A 16,651-nucleotide genomic window follows, 5' to 3' on the forward strand; every position below is an offset into this window, starting at 1 on the left:
CCCGGGGGACCACCATGGCCCCAGCCGCCTCAGGGCGCGGCCGACCCGCAGGGTCACGGACGGGGGACAGGGGGCACGCTGATGCCACGGGACTGGGCCGGGGAGTCCGAACGTGACCGGTCGGTGCAGTCGTACATCGAGTCGCTGCTCGTGCCGCGCGACAGCGGGCGGGGCGTACGGCAGCAGCCCGTCACCCTCGTGCTCGGCCCGCGCGGCAGCGGTAAGACAACGCTGTTACGGGCCTTCGCCGACTGGGCGAGAAAGGCGCCGGTGGTGCGGCTCGATGTCGCCGAGCTGGCCCGGCAGGAGCAGCAGCCCGTCGACGTACTGAAGGCGGTGGCCTTCGGGCTTGAGCCGCGCAAGAAGCATGTGCCACGCATCGCGTTACCCGCCTTCCGGCTGGTGTGCACCGCGCTCGGCGCGGAAGTCGACCCCCTCGACCGGGCCGCGACCCGGCGCCGCCTCAGCCAGGAACTGTCCGGGCCCGGCTCCCCGTGGTCCGGCTCCCAGTGGCTCGCGGACGTCAACCAGGTGGCGCAGGTGGCCGCTTCGATCGTCGGTCTGCCCGGCGCGCTGACCGGCGCGCTCCAGCTGCTTCCCATCGGGGAGCGGCGCTGGCTGCAGGGGCGCGTGTACTGGCGGCTGTCGCCCATCCGGCGGGCCTCCGCCGTACGTTCGGCGCTGGACTTCCTCATCGAGCTCAACCTCGCGTACAACGGCGGCGCCGACGAGGACCGCAGACGCACCGAACGCGTCCTGTGCGAGGTGTTCCTCCAGGAGCTGCGGCGCTGCTACGCCAAGAAGGACTGGGCCGTACGGTGCCTGCTGCTCCTGGACAACGTGGACAACCAGCTGGGCGGGTCGGTACTGCGGCTGCTGCTGGAGGAACGCGGCCCGGCCACCACCTCCGACCCCGGCCCCGACCCGCTGGTGATCGTCGCCATGGCGGGCAGCTACCCGGAGGCCCTGCAGCACGTCGAGTTCGGCTGGGAGCACGCCGGACACACGAGCCACGCGTACCCCGGACGCTGGGCCGAGGGCGAGGCGTTCACGCCGCAGAACGTGGCCGAAGGGCTGTGCGTGGGCCAGCTGCGCGGCCTGACCCGCAACGAGGTGGAGCAGCAGGCCAAGGAGGTACTCCAGTCGTCCTCGGCGCCCGCTCCCCGCGGTCAGGCGGGCGTGCGCTGGCTCGGCTGGGCGGTGTACGAGATCACCCGCGGCCAGCCGGAGGGCACCGCGCGCCTGCTGGCCGCGCTCCAGGGCTTCGCCGCCACCGTGGAGTGGGACCAGCGGCTGCGCCGGGCCCTTGAGCCCTCCTCCGCCCTCGTCACCGGGCTGCTGGACAGGCTGCTCCCGATAGACCCGCCGGAGGGGCTGCGGGCGGCGCTGGCCAGGGCAGCCGCCGCGCCCGACCTCGCGGCAGCGCTGGTCACCCGCTGGCTGCAGGACGAGACCACGGACCATTTGCGTACGGAGTTCCAGGCCTTCCGCAGGGACCAGCTGCGGACCATGCACCTCGACACCGGCGACCCGGCCGCCGACGGCCGGACCGGCACCCCGCACCCGCTGCTGCGCCGCCTGCTGCTGAGCGCGCTGAACGACCCGCACGCCGTCCACGCCGAGCTGCGTACGGAGGCCGAGGCCCGCGGCGACGGCGCGTCGGCCGCGTACCACGCACTCGCGTGCGGCGATCTGCCCGCCGCTGCCGCCTATCTGGACTCCGTCTTCGAGCAGATGGCGCCCGAGGACTGGTGCGCCGAACTGTGCAGGCTGCGGCGCGCGCCGCTGCCCGCGTCCGTCGGCGGCGACTCTCCGTGGGAACGGCACGAGTATCTCGTACGGCATCTGAGCGACGACGCCGTGGGCGCGCGGCTGCGCACCGTCACCCGGCTGCTCGCGGCGAGCTGGATCAGTCCGGAACCCGTCGCCGACCGTGCCACCGACCGGGTCGGCGACCCCTACCGCGAACCGCTCGGTGATCCGTACGCCTCGCTGTACGCGGAGATCAACGCACGCTTCCACACGCTCGCCACCACGCACACGCGAAGCGTCGCCTGGACGACCGTCCTGCACGACAAGGCCGCGCAGTACAACCCGGAGCCCTGGCGGTGACGACACGATGACGACGACACAGACACCCCTCGTTGCGCCCAGGCCGCCGTCCCGCAAGGTGGCCTGGACGGTCATGGCCGTGGTCCTGGCGCTGGTCGCCACCTACTTCATCGTGGAGGCGGCCCGGCCCGACACCGAATGCGCGCCGGGCATCGCCAAGAAGGCGGGCGGCGAGTGCGTCGGGGTGAGCGACGGCAGTTTCACCTTCACCGGCTTGACGGACATCAGCGACAAGATCCGTACGGAGAACCGCCGGGTCGCCGAGTCCGGCGAGAAGTGGGTCAGCGTCGTCTACCTGGAGTCGATGTCCGGCGGCGGCGAGGACCGCGGCCCGGAGGGCATCCGGCAGGCAGTCACCGGCGCGCACGTCGCCCAGCTCGAACTGAACGCCGAACGCGGCACCCTGCCCCGCATCCGGCTGCTCGTGGCCAACACCGGCCGCGGGGACGCGTACGCCGACGACGTGGTCGACCAGCTCCTGAAGCGGAAGGACGAGGAGCAGCTCGTCGCGGTCGCGGGCATCGGCCAGAGCAACATCCACACGCAGGCGGCGGTGGAGAGGCTGCGCCAGGCCGGTGTGCCGACGGTCGGCGCGACGGTCGCCGCCGACGGGATGCGCTCCCGGGTGCCCGGCTTCTTCCGGGTCTCCTTCCCCGCCTCCGCCCAGGCCGCGGCGGCCGCCGGGTACTTCAAGGAGCAGCAGGCCAGGCGCCCCGGATACCGGTTGCACGTCGTACGGGACAGCAAGGTGGACGATGTGTACGTCGACTCGCTGCACTCCGGGTTCATCACGGCCGCCGCGCGACGGGGCGTGAAGATCGAGGAGATCGTGCCGTTCACGTCCGGGCAGGCGGAGGGTGAGGGCAACGCGCTGCGGGTGGTCGCGGAGAAGATCTGCGGGACCGGCCCGCCGCCGGACGCGGTGTACTTCGCCGCCCGGGGACGGGAGCTGCGCAGCTTCATCGAGGCAGCGGGCGAAGGCCGTCGCCGCTGTCCCGTGACCGTGCTCTCGGGATCCAGCGCCGTGGGCGTGTACTTCGACACCAGCCGGCAGTCGGGCGCGCAGGAGCTGGCGGAGCTGGGCAGACGGTGGCGGGCCGGCGGGCTGAAGGCCTTCTACACCGCGTACGCCCACCCGGACGCCTCCGCCCGGATCTACGGCGGTCCGGAGCGGGGTCCGTACGCGGACTTCGAGCGGCGCTATCTGGAGGTGTACAGCGGTGGCGCGGGGGAGCTGGACAACGGGCAGGCCATGGTCGGGCACGACGCGGTGTACACGATCGGCATCGCCGCCCGCAGGGCGCGGGACAGCTACGGCCCGAGCCGTGTCACGGCGGGGACGGTCCTGGACCTGCTGGGACAGACGAACGGGACGTACGCGGTACGGGGGGTGAGCGGCCCGATAGCCTTCGCGCCGGACAGCGGCGGGAGCGGCGAGCCGGTGGGGCGGCCGATGGCGCTGGTGGAACTGGGCCCGCCGGGGGAAAGCGGCCGGCGGGCCGGGAGATATGCGTTCGTCGGCCCACTGACTCCGTGACCTGACTCCGTCAGCGGCGCAGGGTCGTGATCCGCAGGGACGGGTCCGCCTTGATCTCGGCTTCGGTGAAGCGTTCGGTCACCCACTGTTTACGCGAGAACAGCGCGGTCTGGTCCGCGAAGTGCGGCGACGCGGGGTTGGCGGACTGGCCGTACGTGAGGACCGTGCGGGTTCTGGGGCCCTGCGGGGTGAGTTCGACGGCCATGACGAAGCTCGCGCCGAACGCGTAGTGGTCCGGTGAGGTCGGGTACACCGCGCCGCTGCTGCCCGAGTCGGGGCCCGCCTGGACGACGTTGAAGCACCCCTCTCTGCCGGCACAGCCCGGTAGCGGGATCCCGGCCCACCGCTGCACGTCGCCGAGCGCGGTGTCGACCGGCAGTCCGTCGGACGCGAACTGCGCCACCGTGTCGGCCATGGCCGTCCGTACCTTCACGTCGTCGCCGTTGATGCCGCGCGGCGTGGTGAGCGGCTGGGCCGGGTCGTACGCCACCCGCGACCAGGTGTCGGGACCGCTGCCGCGCAGATGCCTCAAGAAGGCCGACCAGAGCACGGCACCGCGGCTGTCGGCGTCGGCACGGTCGTCCCACCGCGCGAGGGTGTCGCAGGCCGCTCGTACGTCGACCGGCGTGCCGTCGCCCGCCGTGAGCTCCGGGTTGGCCCGGCACATCGCGACCACATCGGCGCGGCCCAGCTCGGCCGAGTAGTTGCGGTTGTTGAGCATCGTCGCCTGCAAGGTGGGCAGCGTGAAGCCGGGCGCCCCGAGGCCGTCCGTCCCGTCGCGGCGCTGCTCGATCATCCGGAGCCCGAGCTGGGGGCGCTGGGAGAGCCGGGTCGCGGTGTTGTACACGCCCGGCAGGCCGGTGATCGGCGCGGCGGTGTTGGTGAGGTACGGGCCGTTGTTGGAGTTGGCCACATAGTCGGTACGGGTCAGTTTGGGCTGGCCGGCGGGCCCGTAGAGGCCGGGCACGACCGCATCCGGATCGCTGCCCCAGGCACAGGCCGTGGTCGAGCCGTCGAGCGCGTCGGGCCGGCCGGGGCCGCCGGGCAGGGAGCAGTGCTCCAGCTGGTCGTCGGTGAGGTGCGGTACGGCGGAGGAGTCGGTGAAGTACGTCGTGCCGCTGGTGTCGGTGGCGAGGGTGTGGGTCCAGGGACTGCCCTGGTAGGTGGCCTGGGCGGCGCGGAGCTGGGTCAGGTTCTGCGACGTGCCCATCGCCAGCCACTCGTTCATCGAACGCAGGTTGTCGGCGTTGGCGTCGCGGAAGGAGTACGCGGCGGTGGCCGTCCAGCCGTCGGACAGCACCGGGCCGTAGCGCGAGGTGTAGAGCGTACGGGCGACGGTGGACAGCTTGCCGTCGGCTCCGCGGACGGTGACCGGCACCGTCCGGCGCTTCATCGGCTCGGTCTTGCCGTCGACCGTGTAGCTGGTCGGATCGCCGGGCGTCAGGTTCAGGCGGTAGAGGGTGCCGTGCTCGTCGTTGGTGGCGGTGTGGGTCCAGGCGAGGCCCTGGGTGTGGCCGATCTGGACCACGGGAGAGCCGTACAGGCTCGCGCCGGAGACGTCCATCGTGCCGGGGATCGTCAGGTGCACCTGGTAGAAGCGGTAGCCGCCGACCCAGCCGAGGTGCGGGTTGGCGAGCAGCATGCCGCTCCGGCCGCGAGTGGCGTCGCGGCCGAGGGCCCAGCCGTTGCTGCCGAGGTTGTCGGCGTTGTCGGCGTTGTCGGCGTTGTCGGCGTTGACCGGGCCGGGGGCGCGGGTGGCAGCAGGGGGTGTGGTGCCCGGCGTCGGGGGTGTCGCGGTGCCGATGGCGCCGAGGAACTCGGCGGTCCCGCTTGTCGCGTTGACGTCGTAGATGACGCTCCAGATGTCCAGAGCGGTGATCGGGCCGACCCAGGGCTTGCCCTTGCAGGTCGGGTCCGGCAGCGCGGCGGCGCCGGTGTCGCGGAGGTAGCGGTTGTAACCGGCGGCGTAGCCGTGGACCAGTTTGCGCAACTGGGCCGTCGGGCCGACCGGGGCGGGGCGGGCGGCCAGCCGCTGGACGGTGCCGGCTTGCCGCAGCCCCCGGTAGTACGTGTCGCTCACGAGGTTGCTGGTTTCGGGCGCGTCGCTGGAGGGCGTACCGCTGGGGCCGAAGTACCGGGAGCGCTCGCCCCGCAGCGTCACGACGCGGTCGGCCAGAGCGCAGGCGTTGTCCTGCGCGAAGGCGTAGCCGTATCCGTAGCCGAGGCCGCTGTGGTCGGGGGCGAGGATGTGGGGGATGCCGTATTCGGTCCGGCGGATCTGGGCGGTGAAGCCGTCTCCGGCGACGGTCTCGCCGTCGTCCGGAGCGGCAGCTGCCGACGCCGGTAACAGCGCCATGGTGGCGGCGGCCAGGCACACGGCGGCTCGATGACGTACCGTCAGTTTTTTGCTGATCTCGCTCATGGGGCAAACAGTGCCCGAGTGGTACGCACGTGCCATCGGGCCGTCGGACGACATGACGGGAGCGGGTCAGCCTCAAGGTGTAAGCCCCGAGGCGTAAGCCGGAGGATCACGGTGGGCTGTTGTCGTCCCCCGGATGTTCTCTTCGCGCAGTGGCTCGAACCGCGCGGACTGCCCTCCACGGTGTACGCGCTCTCCCGCACGGGGGTTCAGCCGCCGCGCGCCGCCTACCGGGCGCTGCTCGGCCACCTGGGCGGGGTCGACGCCGTCGTCCTGGTGGACGGCGGAACCGACATCCTCATGCGCGGCGACGAGAACGGGCTCGGCACCCCCGAGGAGGACATGGCCGGCCTCGGCGCGGTCAACGGCCTGACCGAGGTCCCGCACCGGCTGGTGGCGGCTCATGGATCAAGGCGTGAGCAGCCGGGAAGCGTGCCGGATCGTCGGCATCAACCGCCGGACTGGCAAGCGGTGGCGCAACGGCACCAATCCAACGCAGAACAGACCCGCTCGGCCCGCACACAAAGCGCGGGCCGAGCGGGTCATTTCTGCGTCTCGGCACCTGACGCTGGAGGAGCGCCGCTACATCGCCGACCAGGTGTGGGCGAAGGTCTCCGTGCGGAGATCGCCGCGAAACTGAAGCGGAGCCCGTCGACCATCAGTCGCGAGATACGCCGCAACCAGCACCCGGCCAATGGCCCGTGAACCATGCTTTCGCCCGGTACGCGGCGCCCTGGTTCAGTGCGGCGGTCGCTTGCGCAGCCTGTCGAACAGCTGCTTGACCTTGTTCCTCGTCCTCGGGTCGGACGCCATCCGCTTGCCCTGAGCCACCAGACGGCGCCCCTCCGGGCTGCGCCCGAACGCCATGATTCGATTCATCAAACTCGCCATGCGTGTTCTCCTCCCCAAAACTCAACAACGAACCGATATGTCCCGCGCTTCCACCCCTCAACGTAGCGGAACACGCAGGCGCCGCCGCCGTCCCGGCTATTCGACCTCGACCCAGTCGAGGCTGCGTTCCACGGCCTTCTTCCAGCCCGCGTAGCCCTTCTCCCGCTGCTCCTCGCTCCACTGCGGCTCCCACCGCTTCGATTCGTGCCAGTGCAGGCGGAGCTCATCGGTGTTCTGCCAGAAGCCGGTGGCGAGCCCCGCCGCGTAGGCGGCGCCGAGCGCGGTGGTCTCGGCGACGACCGGGCGGCTGACCGGTACGCCGAGGACGTCGGCCTGGATCTGCATGCACAGGTCGTTGGCGGTGACGCCGCCGTCGACCCGCAGTACGTCCAGCGCCACCCCGGAGTCCCGCTCCATCGCGTCGGCCACGTCGCGGCTCTGGTAGCAGATGGCCTCCAGGGTCGCCCTGGCGAGGTGTGCGCTGGTGTGGAATCGGGCGAGACCGACGATCGCGCCCCGGGCGTCGGAGCGCCAGTAGGGCGCGAACAGGCCGGAGAAGGCCGGTACGAAGTAGATGCCGCCGCTGTCCTCCACCTGCCGGGCCAGTGACTCGATCTCGGCGGAGGTGGAGATGATCCGCATCTGGTCGCGGAGCCACTGCACGGCGGACCCGGTGACCGCCATGGACCCCTCCAGCGCGTACACCGCCGGGGCGTCCCCGAACTGGTACGCCAGCGTGGTCAGCAGGCCACTGCCGGACCGGACGATCTCCGTGCCCGTGTTGAGGACCAGGAAGTTGCCGGTGCCGTAGGTGTTCTTGGCCTCGCCCGGGCGGAAGCAGACCTGGCCGACCGTGGCCGCCTGCTGGTCCCCGAGTACGCCGGTGATGGGTACCGCGGTACGCAGCGGACGGGTGGTGCGGGTGGTCCCGAACGCCTCCGGGTGCGAGGACGGGCTGATGGCCGGGAGCATGGCCCGCGGGATGGAGAAGACGTCCAGCAGTTCGTCGTCCCAGTCGAGGGTCTCCAGGTTCATCAGCATGGTGCGGCTGGCGTTGGTGACGTCCGTGGCGTGGACGCCGCCGCTCGGACCGCCGGTGAGGTTCCACAGAACCCAGGCGTCCGTGTTCCCGAAGATGGCCCGGCCGTTCTCGGCGGCCTCCCGGACGCCGTCGACGTTCTCCAGGATCCACTTGATCTTGCCGCCGGAGAAGTACGTCGCCGGCGGCAGCCCCGTCTTGTGCCGGATGAGGTCGCCGTGCTCCCGGTCCAGCGCCGCGGCTATGGAGTCGGTGCGGGTGTCCTGCCAGACGATCGCGTTGTAGTACGGCTGGCCGGTGCTGGGATCCCAGATGACCGTGGTCTCGCGCTGGTTGGTGATCCCTATGGCCGCCAGGTCGGCGGCGGACAGGTCACCCTGGCGGATGGCGTTCTGCATCGTGGAGTTCGTACGCTCCCAGATCTCCACGGGGTCGTGCTCGACCCAGCCGGAGCGCGGGAAGATCTGCTCGTGTTCGAGCTGGTGGCGTGCGACCTCGTTGCCGTCGTGGTCGAAGATCATGAAGCGGGTGCTGGTGGTGCCTTGGTCCACCGCACCGACGAACTCGGGCATGGCCGTCCCTCTCGCTTGTCCGGCTCACTTATCCGGCGCGCTCACTTGTCCGGCGCGGGCACCCGGCCGGGCTGCTGCTCGGCGACGGGCAGGTGGGGAGTGATCAGCAGGCGGTAGAGCAGCGCACCGACCAGTCCGCCGATCAGCGGACCGGCGATGGGCACCCAGAAGTAGAGGTCCCCGTACTGATCTCGCCAAGCGCCTCCGTAGCCCGTCAGGAACGCCGCCAGCCGGGGTCCGAAGTCACGGGCCGGGTTGATCGCGTAACCGGCGTCGGTTCCCCAGGCCATGCCGATGGCGACGACGACCAGGCCGATGATGAACGGGGCGAGATTCGCGCCCGGTGGCGTGTTCAGCAGGTCGGTGACCGCGAAGACCAGCAGCACCAGCAGGGCGGTGCCGATGATCTGGTCACGGAAGGCCCCCAGCTGGCTGATCGGGAGACCGCCGTTGCCCGGGAGGGTGGAGAAGACGATTTCCGTCTTGTCGGTGTGCCCGGGGTCGGCCTTCGCCAGTACCTCGGTGTAGTTCCAGCGCACCAGCAGGGCCGCCACGAAGGCACCCGCGGTCTGGGCCACCGCGTACGGCAGGACCTTGCTCCATGGGAAACCCTTGAAGGCCGCGAGCGCGAGGGTGACCGCGGGATTGATGTGGGCGCCGCTGACCCGCGCCGCCACGTAGATGGCCAGGACGACGCCGAGACCCCAGGCCCAGGCGATGCTGTCGTGGTCGCCCAGTCCCCCGTTGGTCAGCGCGCCACCGGCGACGACCTGCGCGACGACACCGCATCCGAAGAGAATGAGGATCATGGTGCCGGCGAATTCGGCCGAGAGCTCACCGATGAGACGTGCCTTGGATGTAGGTTCAGGTTCCGGCATGTTCCGTACCTCCCGCACCTCCGCCCAGTCGGTCGAGCCGACTGTGACCGCGTACCGGTAATGCTCTCCGGCACGGGCGCGGGCGGCATTCCGGGTACGGCCATTCGAGTGAACCCACACGCGGTGACCTGCGACGGAAGGACCGATCGGGCTCAGGCTCGGCTTATGCGGCGTCCTCGGTACGGCCCTCGGCGAACTCCCACCAGGCAAGGGGGAGCCAGTCTCCGTTGACGAAACCGTCGACCGCCGCCCCCCGCCCGCTGATCGACACGGTGGTTCCGGGCGGGTAGGTGGTGCCGGACAGTCCGGATACGGGGACGAGCAGGGTCCCGAGGCGTCGTATCACTGTTCGCCTTCTCTCTCTGAGGGCTTTCTCAGTGCCTCCATTTGCGGCGCGCGCAAACTGCACATATATGGCGACGGTAACCAACTTGTCTTATAGCACACAACGGACGGAGCATGAGATAGAGCACAAAATCGCGAGCGGAGGTGCGTAAGCATGAAGGCCGTCGTCTATAAGGGACCGTTCGAAGTAGCGGTCGAGGAAGTCGAGAAGCCTGGGCTCCAGCACCCGAACGACGTGATCGTCCGCGTGACGTCCACGGCGATATGCGGTTCCGACCTGCACATGTACGAGGGCCGCACCGCCGCCGAGCCGGGCATCGTCTTCGGCCACGAGAACCTCGGGATCATCGAGGAGACCGGCGACGGAGTGTCGTCGCTCAAGCGCGGCGACCGGGTGGTCATGCCCTTCAACGTCGCCTGCGGATTCTGTAAGAACTGCACAGCCGGCTTCACGGGCTTCTGCGTGACCGTGAATCCCGGATTCGCCGGCGGTGCGTACGGATACGTCGCGATGGGGCCGTTCAGCGGAGGCCAGGCCGAGTACGTACGGGTGCCGTACGCCGACTTCAACTGCCTGAAACTCCCCGAGGGAGACGCCAACGAGAGCGACTTTGTCCTGCTCGCCGACATCTTCCCGACGGGCTACCACGGCAACGAACTGGCCGACGTCCGTCCGGGCGAGAGCGTCGCGGTGTACGGCGGCGGGCCGGTCGGGCTGATGGCCGCCTACTCCGCCCTGCTGCGCGGTGCCCGGAAGGTGTTCGTCGTCGACCGGGTGGCCGAGCGGCTGCAGAAGGCCGAAGAGATCGGCGCGATCCCGGTCAACTTCAGCGAAGGCAATCCGGTGGAGCAGATCAAGGACCAGACGGAGGGAGAAGGAACCGACAAGGGCATCGACGCGGTGGGCTACCAGGCCCAGGCACGCGGCGAGGAGCGCGAGGAGCCGGCGACCGTCCTGAACTCGCTCGTCGAGACGGTGCGGCCGACCGGAGCGCTCGGCATTCCGGGCCTGTACGTTCCGTCCGACCCCGGCGGGCCGGACGAGCAGGCCAAGCACGGCATGCTGCTGGTGGCCGTCGGCAGGCTCTTCGAGAAGGGGCTGCGCCTGGGCACCGGCCAGTGCAATGTGAAGCGCTACAACCGGCAGCTGCGCGACATGATCAGCGAAGGGCGCGCGCGGCCCAGCTTCGTTGTCTCGCACGAGCTGTCGCTCGACGAGGCGCCGTCGGCGTACGAGAAGTTCGACAAGCGCGTCGAGGGTTACACGAAGGTCGTCCTGCACCCGAACCGCTGACCCACTGACCCACTACCCGGGACACCCGGCCCACAGGGCCGGGTGTTCCAGTTCGCCGCCTTCACGCTCTGAGCAGCGTCGCTGATACGGGCTGACAGCCGCCGCCGAGCCCTGTCAGCGCGCGGTCCGCCGACTGTCAGCGCCGTTCGGCATCGTCGTGTTCATCGAGAACGACGAGGGCCGACAAGGGCCGAAGAGGAGCAAAGATGTCGTACGCCATCCGGGCCGAGGGTCTGGTCAAGAAGTACGGAGACATGGTCGCGCTGGACGGGGTCGACCTGGAGGTGCCGGCCGGCAAGGTGATCGGTGTGCTCGGCCCGAACGGAGCGGGCAAGACCACCACCGTACGGATCCTGGCGACACTCCTGCGGCCTGATGCGGGCCACGCCACCGTCGGCGGCTACGACGTGGTCAAGGACCAGACCCGGGTCCGCGGCCTGATCGGTCTGACCGGGCAGTACGCCTCGGTGGACGAGGACCTGTCCGGCACCGAGAACCTGGTCCTCATCGGCCGTCTGCTGGACCTGTCGAAGCGGGATGCCAAGGCGCGGGCCGCCGAACTGCTGGAGCAGTTCGAGCTGGTCGAGGCGGCCGACCGTTCGATCAGTACCTTCTCCGGGGGGATGCGCCGCAGGCTGGACCTGGCCGCGAGCCTGGTCGGCAGGCCGCAGGTGCTGTATCTGGACGAGCCGACCACCGGGCTGGACCCCCACGCCCGCCAGGAGGTCTGGCAGGTGGTCCGGCGACTGGTGGCGGACGGTTCCACGGTGCTCCTCACTACGCAGTACCTGGAGGAGGCCGACCAGCTCGCCGACCGGATCACCGTGTTCGACCACGGCCAGGTGGTCGCCGAGGGACGGCCCGACGAGCTCAAGCGGCGGATCGGCGGCCAGACGCTCCAGGTGCGCCCGACCGTGCCCGCCGATCTGCACGAGGTCGGCCGGATCCTGGCGGAACTGACCGGCGCCACCCCCGCGCACGATCTGAACACCGGCCTGCTCACCGCGCCCGTATCCGACCCGATGCTGATATCCGCACTGGTCAGAAGGCTCGACGGGGCCGGGATCACCGCCGACGAGCTGGGCATGCGCCTGCCCAGCCTGGACGAAGTCTTCCTGGCGCTGACCGGACAGCCCGCCCAGGAGTCCCCGCAGGACACCCTTGCCGAGAGGAACGTGGCATGAGCACGATCGCCAGCCCCCGCACCGTCGAGTCCCCCCGCACGGACGAGTCCCCCCGCACCGTCGAGTCCCCGCTGCGCATCGGCCCCGCCAAAGCCACCCGGCACGGGCTCTCCCTGGCCTGGCGGGGCATCATCAAGCTCCGCAAGTCTCCCGCCCAGCTCGTCGATGTCATCCTGACGCCGATCGTGTTCCTGCTGATGTTCGTCTACCTCTTCGGCGGCGCCATCGGCGGCGGGGACGTCGACGGCTACCTCCAGACCATCACGCCCGGAATCATGGTCATGACCATCTTCCAGGCCAGCATCGTCGTCGGCGTCTCCCTCAACGCCGACGCCGGCACGGGCGTCTTCGACCGGTTCCGCAGTATGCCCATCGCCCGGTCCGCACCGCTGGTCGGCGCGGTCCTCGCCGATGTCGTGCGGTATCTGGTCTGCCTCACCGTGCTGCTGGTGGTCGCCACGGTCATGGGCTACCGGGTGGAGACCAACCCCGCCGCCGCCCTGGCCGCGATCGCCCTGCTCATCGCGTTCGGACTGAGCTTCTGCTGGATGTCCGTCTACGTCGGCATGCTCGCCAAAACCCCCGGCTCGGTGCAGGGCCTGATGACGGTCCTGGTCATCCCGCTCACCTTCGCCAGCGACGTATTCGTCCCCTCCGGCACCATGCCCGGCTGGCTCCAGGCCTGGTCCGACGTCAACCCGGTCAGCCTGATGGCCAACACCCTGCGCGGCCTGATGAACGGCGGCGAAGTCGCCGGACCGCTGCTCGGCAGCCTTGCCTGGATGGCCGGTGTGGTCGCGGTGTTCTTCCCCCTGGCCATGCGCGCCTACCGCAAGCGCGCCGCCTGAGCCACCGTGCTCCGTGCCCGTGCCCCATGTCCCATGCCCCTTACGACGCCACCGGCTGGCCGGACTCCTCGGTCAGCCGGTTCAGCGCGTCCTCCCTCGGCAGCTCGGCGCCCAGGCGGTACGCCTCCTGGTAACCGGCCTCGCCGAGACGCCCGGTGAGCTCGGCGACCAGCTCGCGCAGCTGCGGGTCGCCCTTGTCGAACACGCCGCGGATGACCTGGCTCATCCCCAGCGCGGTGGCCGCGCCGCCCGGATCGCCCTCCAGCAGGAGCAGCCTGGCCAGCAGCTCCGCGCCCTGCGAGATATCCGCGATGTCGCCCAGGGCGAACAAGCAGCCAAGGGCCCTCGGCAGCAACGCGCGCGCCTGTGCCGCCGACCCGTCCGAGAGCCGGTTCGCCAACCGGGCGCTCGTGATCAGGTCCCGGGCAGTCTCCTCGGGATCCTCGGGATGGGGCAGCCGGTGAACGAGAGTTTCCAGCCGGTCCAGGGTCCGGTCGGCCTCCGCCAGGTCACCCGACCGACGGTGCAGGTCGGCGAGGCTCAACAGCGTTTCGGCCTCCATGCGCCGAAAGCCCCGCTCCTTGGCCTGCCGCTGCGCGGCGTGGATGTCCCGCAAGGCACCGTCCAGGTCGCCGCCGCGCATCCGCTCCGCCGCGAGCCTGGCCCGGCTGTGGAGGATGTCGTCCTCCGCGCCGAGCTCGGAACTGATCGCGACTCCCCGTTCGAAGACCGCGATGGCCTGGTCGTGCTCTCCTCGCCAGGAATGGTCCCGGCCGACGGCCAGCAGGGCCATCCCCAGGCCCCAGCGGTCGCCCACCGCCTCGAAGCCGCGCAACGCCTGAAGGCGTGAGTCGGCGCCGGCCGACTGTTCGCCCCTCCCGGTGAGGATGAAGTCCCGTACCGAGTGCGCACTGGCCCGTACCCAGGGATCCGGCCAGTTCAACGACCGCTGGAGCGCGCGTTCCCCCAGGTCGGAGTTGCCCGAGGAGAATGCCAGCAGCGGGATCCACAGCAACAGCGACGGGTGGAACTCCAACGCGCCGGCCGAGTCGCAGTCCTCGATCAGCGAACGCACCGGGCCGCCTTCGGGGACCGAGTTGCCCGCCATCAGCCGCACCACACTGAAGGCGGCTCGCACCTGGTCGGGCAGGGCGTCGCCGAACTGGAGCACGTCGGCCATGAACGTCTCGAACTGGGTGCTCATCCCCCGGATCCCCCAGTACCAGAACATCGCGCCGAGGAGCCGGGACGCCAGGACCGCCTCCCCCGCGTCCACGGCCGCCCGCAGCGCGGAGACCAGGTTGTCGTGCTCGGCATCGAAGAGCGCGAGCGCCCGCAGCTGCTCACCGGTACGCAACAACGGCTCGTGCTCCTCGGCCAGAGCGAGGAAGTACTCCGCGAAACGCGCCGATACGCCGTCACCGGCCCGTACGAGCCGCGAGGCCGCGTAAGCACGTACGGTCTCCAGCATCCGGTACCGCGGTTCGCCGTCGCCGGAAGCCGCCACCAGGGACTTCTCGACCAGGGAACCGAGGACGTACACCACGTCCTCGGCCGGCAGCGACTCGTCCGGACAGACCGACTCCAGAGCCGCGAGGGTCGCCCCGCCGGGGAACACCGACAGCCTGCGAGCCAGTACCCGCTCGGGCTCGTCCAGCAGATCCCAGCTCCACTCGACCACCGCGAGCAGCGTGCGCTGGCGCGGCAGCGCGGTTCTGCTCCCCGAGGTCAGCAACCGGAACCGGTCATCCAGCCGCTGCGCGATCTGGTCGACGCTCATCGAGCGCAGCTTGGCCGCGGCCAGCTCCAGGGCGAGCGGCATCCCGTCCAGCCGGCGGCAGATCTCCACCACCGCGCCGACCGTGGAATCGTCGAGTGCGAAGCCCGGCCGGACACCGGCGGCCCGGTCGATGAACAGGCGCACCGCGGCCGACTCGGCCGCCTCGGCGAAATCCGGTGTTCCCGTGGGCACGTCGAGCGGGCCGAGATGGCACAGTGCCTCCCCGGTGATCGCCAGCGGTTCCCTGCTGGTGGCGAGGACCCTCACCTGCGGCAGACGCTCCAGCAGCTGGTGCGTGAGCTCGGCGGCAGCTTCGACGAGATGCTCGCAGTTGTCCAGCACCAGCACCGCCTCGCCGGCGTCGAGCACTTCGGCCATCCGGTCGACCGGCGTGGCCTTGTGCGTCGCTCCTCCGCCGGAAAGCCGCAAGTCCCAGGAGGTGAGCGCGCCGAGCACCGCGTCGGCCAGCTGATCCGCCGCGCCCACTGAGGCCAGCGGTACGAACCACACCCGGCCGCGCCGGTACGCCTGATGCCGGGTCACCGCTTCGAGAGACAGCCTGGTCTTGCCCGCGCCTCCGGGCCCCACGAGGGTGACCAGCCGCGAAACGGCCATGAGCCCGGCGAGCTTGTCCAGCTCACCGTCCCGGCCGACGAAACTGGTCAGCCGCGCCGGAAGCCGGCTCGGTGCGGGCTCGGACCGCGCCGCCGGCCGGTCCAGCTCACCGCGGAGCAGAGCGAGATGGGTCTCCCGCAGCTCGGCCGAGGGATCGACGCCGAGCTCCTCGCCCAGTCTGCCGCGCATCTCCTCGTACACGGCCAGCGCGTCGGACTGGCGTCCCGCCGCGGACAGCGCGCGCATCCGCAGTACGGCCAACCGCTCGCTCAGCGGGCGTTCAGCACCCGCCGTATCGATATCGGCCAGCACGTCGGCGTGCCGGCCCAGTCGCAGCTCCGCGTCGAAGCGGTCCTCGGCGGCGGCGGCCCGTACCTCGTCCAGCCTCGCGGCCACGGCACGGGCGAACGGAGCCTCCAGCACATCGGCCAGCGCCGCGCCCTGCCACAGCCCGAGGGCCGTACCGAGCACCGAGGCCGCCTCTTCGAGCTGCCCCGCCGCCAGCGCGCGCCTGCCCTGGCCGGCCAGTTCCTCGAACCGATGCGCGTCCACGTCCTCGGCACGCACCGACAGCTGGTAGCCCCCCGCCACGGAGTCCAGCGTTCCCGCGCCGCGCAGGGCCTTGCGCAGCCGGGACACCAATGCCTGCAGCGCGTTGGCCGCTTCGGACGGCGGTTCTGCGCCCCATAGACCGTCGATGAGCGAGTCGACGGACACCGGGCGGCCCGCTTCGAGGGCGAGCCTGGCCAGCAGCATGCGCAGCCGGACACCGCCGATACTGACCGGCGTCGCGTCATCAGTGCAGGCCCGAACCGGACCGAGTACGCCAATTCTCACGACACCAGCCTCCCCCGGGCCACACCTCCCCGGTGGGGCCCACCGTGACGCCGCTTCGGCGGCCCGCACCGAGTATGACCGCTGCGCCGCACGCCGGTTCAGGTGACGCCTGCTTCCGCGCCTACTTCGCCGGGTCCACCTTGCCAGTCCGCCGACCCCGGGGCGGACCCGGTGTCCGACTGCTTCACCAAGTCGGTGGGCGGCACAACTGTCTATCTCACGCTGGAGAGCCCGGCCGAGGGAACCCTCCAGGTGGAGATCGTCGCCGACCACGCCGGTTCGGAGTGGTGCTGACCAACA

Annotated in this window: 13 protein-coding genes and 1 pseudogene; 8 read left to right on the top strand and 6 right to left on the bottom strand. The window is 70.7% G+C overall.

Annotated elements, in window-relative coordinates:
* Positions 1–81 precede the first annotated feature (81 nt).
* Both ACIHCQ_RS01870 and ACIHCQ_RS01875 read left to right on the top strand, forming a co-directional pair.
* On the top strand, positions 82–2,112 hold the full coding sequence (locus ACIHCQ_RS01870) for an ATP-binding protein (protein WP_399656788.1): 2,031 nt from the start codon (positions 82–84) through the stop codon (positions 2,110–2,112).
* 7 nt (positions 2,113–2,119) lie between these two features.
* Positions 2,120–3,649 (top strand): ABC transporter substrate-binding protein, encoded by a 1,530-nt coding sequence (locus tag ACIHCQ_RS01875; RefSeq protein WP_399656790.1) that lies wholly within the window; start codon positions 2,120–2,122, stop codon positions 3,647–3,649.
* Positions 3,650–3,659: 10 nt separating this feature from the next.
* On the opposite strand, the gene ACIHCQ_RS01880 is transcribed toward ACIHCQ_RS01875, so the two are convergent.
* The gene (locus ACIHCQ_RS01880; protein WP_399656792.1) at positions 3,660–6,071 is read right to left on the bottom strand and encodes a penicillin acylase family protein; all 2,412 of its coding nucleotides are present in this window, start codon (positions 6,069–6,071) and stop codon (positions 3,660–3,662) included.
* Positions 6,072–6,218: 147 nt separating this feature from the next.
* Here ACIHCQ_RS01880 and ACIHCQ_RS01885 point away from each other — a divergent pair.
* Positions 6,219–6,476: pseudogene (locus tag ACIHCQ_RS01885) on the top strand (hypothetical protein); the annotation flags it as partial.
* Between the two features lie 192 nt (positions 6,477–6,668).
* The gene (locus ACIHCQ_RS01890; protein WP_399657560.1) at positions 6,669–6,773 is read left to right on the top strand and encodes a helix-turn-helix domain-containing protein; all 105 of its coding nucleotides are present in this window, start codon (positions 6,669–6,671) and stop codon (positions 6,771–6,773) included.
* Positions 6,774–6,806: 33 nt separating this feature from the next.
* Here ACIHCQ_RS01890 and ACIHCQ_RS01895 read toward each other — a convergent pair whose 3' ends face one another.
* From ACIHCQ_RS01895 to ACIHCQ_RS01910, 4 genes are all read right to left on the bottom strand, one after another.
* Positions 6,807–6,959: a hypothetical protein gene (locus tag ACIHCQ_RS01895; protein ID WP_399656794.1), complete on the bottom strand. Its 153-nt coding sequence runs from the start codon at positions 6,957–6,959 to the stop codon at positions 6,807–6,809.
* A gap of 96 nt (positions 6,960–7,055) precedes the next feature.
* On the bottom strand, positions 7,056–8,570 hold the full coding sequence (gene glpK / locus ACIHCQ_RS01900) for a glycerol kinase GlpK (protein ID WP_399656796.1): 1,515 nt from the start codon (positions 8,568–8,570) through the stop codon (positions 7,056–7,058).
* Between the two features lie 41 nt (positions 8,571–8,611).
* Positions 8,612–9,448 (bottom strand): MIP/aquaporin family protein, encoded by an 837-nt coding sequence (locus ACIHCQ_RS01905; protein ID WP_399656798.1) that lies wholly within the window; start codon positions 9,446–9,448, stop codon positions 8,612–8,614.
* Between the two features lie 163 nt (positions 9,449–9,611).
* Complete coding sequence (locus ACIHCQ_RS01910) at positions 9,612–9,794, bottom strand: hypothetical protein (RefSeq protein ID WP_399656800.1); 183 nt, start codon at positions 9,792–9,794, stop codon at positions 9,612–9,614.
* Positions 9,795–9,947: 153 nt separating this feature from the next.
* Here ACIHCQ_RS01910 and ACIHCQ_RS01915 point away from each other — a divergent pair, with 153 nt between their 5' ends.
* The 3 genes from ACIHCQ_RS01915 to ACIHCQ_RS01925 all read left to right on the top strand — a co-directional run bounded on the left by ACIHCQ_RS01915 (position 9,948) and on the right by ACIHCQ_RS01925 (position 13,119).
* Positions 9,948–11,087: a glutathione-independent formaldehyde dehydrogenase gene (locus ACIHCQ_RS01915; protein ID WP_399656802.1), complete on the top strand. Its 1,140-nt coding sequence runs from the start codon at positions 9,948–9,950 to the stop codon at positions 11,085–11,087.
* Between the two features lie 206 nt (positions 11,088–11,293).
* Positions 11,294–12,271 (top strand): ATP-binding cassette domain-containing protein, encoded by a 978-nt coding sequence (locus ACIHCQ_RS01920; protein ID WP_399656804.1) that lies wholly within the window; start codon positions 11,294–11,296, stop codon positions 12,269–12,271.
* Positions 12,268–13,119 (top strand): ABC transporter permease, encoded by an 852-nt coding sequence (locus ACIHCQ_RS01925; RefSeq protein WP_399656806.1) that lies wholly within the window; start codon positions 12,268–12,270, stop codon positions 13,117–13,119. The genes ACIHCQ_RS01920 and ACIHCQ_RS01925 overlap by 4 nt, the downstream gene beginning before the upstream one ends.
* A 40-nt stretch (positions 13,120–13,159) precedes the next feature.
* Here ACIHCQ_RS01925 and ACIHCQ_RS01930 read toward each other — a convergent pair whose 3' ends face one another.
* The gene (locus ACIHCQ_RS01930; RefSeq protein ID WP_399656808.1) at positions 13,160–16,351 is read right to left on the bottom strand and encodes a BTAD domain-containing putative transcriptional regulator; all 3,192 of its coding nucleotides are present in this window, start codon (positions 16,349–16,351) and stop codon (positions 13,160–13,162) included.
* 171 nt (positions 16,352–16,522) lie between these two features.
* On the opposite strand from ACIHCQ_RS01930, the gene ACIHCQ_RS01935 reads away from it, so the two are divergent.
* On the top strand, positions 16,523–16,645 hold the full coding sequence (locus ACIHCQ_RS01935) for a hypothetical protein (protein WP_399656810.1): 123 nt from the start codon (positions 16,523–16,525) through the stop codon (positions 16,643–16,645).
* Positions 16,646–16,651: the final 6 nt, after the last annotated feature.

This window comes from Streptomyces sp. NPDC052236, from assembly GCF_044548015.1.
GTDB lineage: Bacteria > Actinomycetota > Actinomycetes > Streptomycetales > Streptomycetaceae > Streptomyces.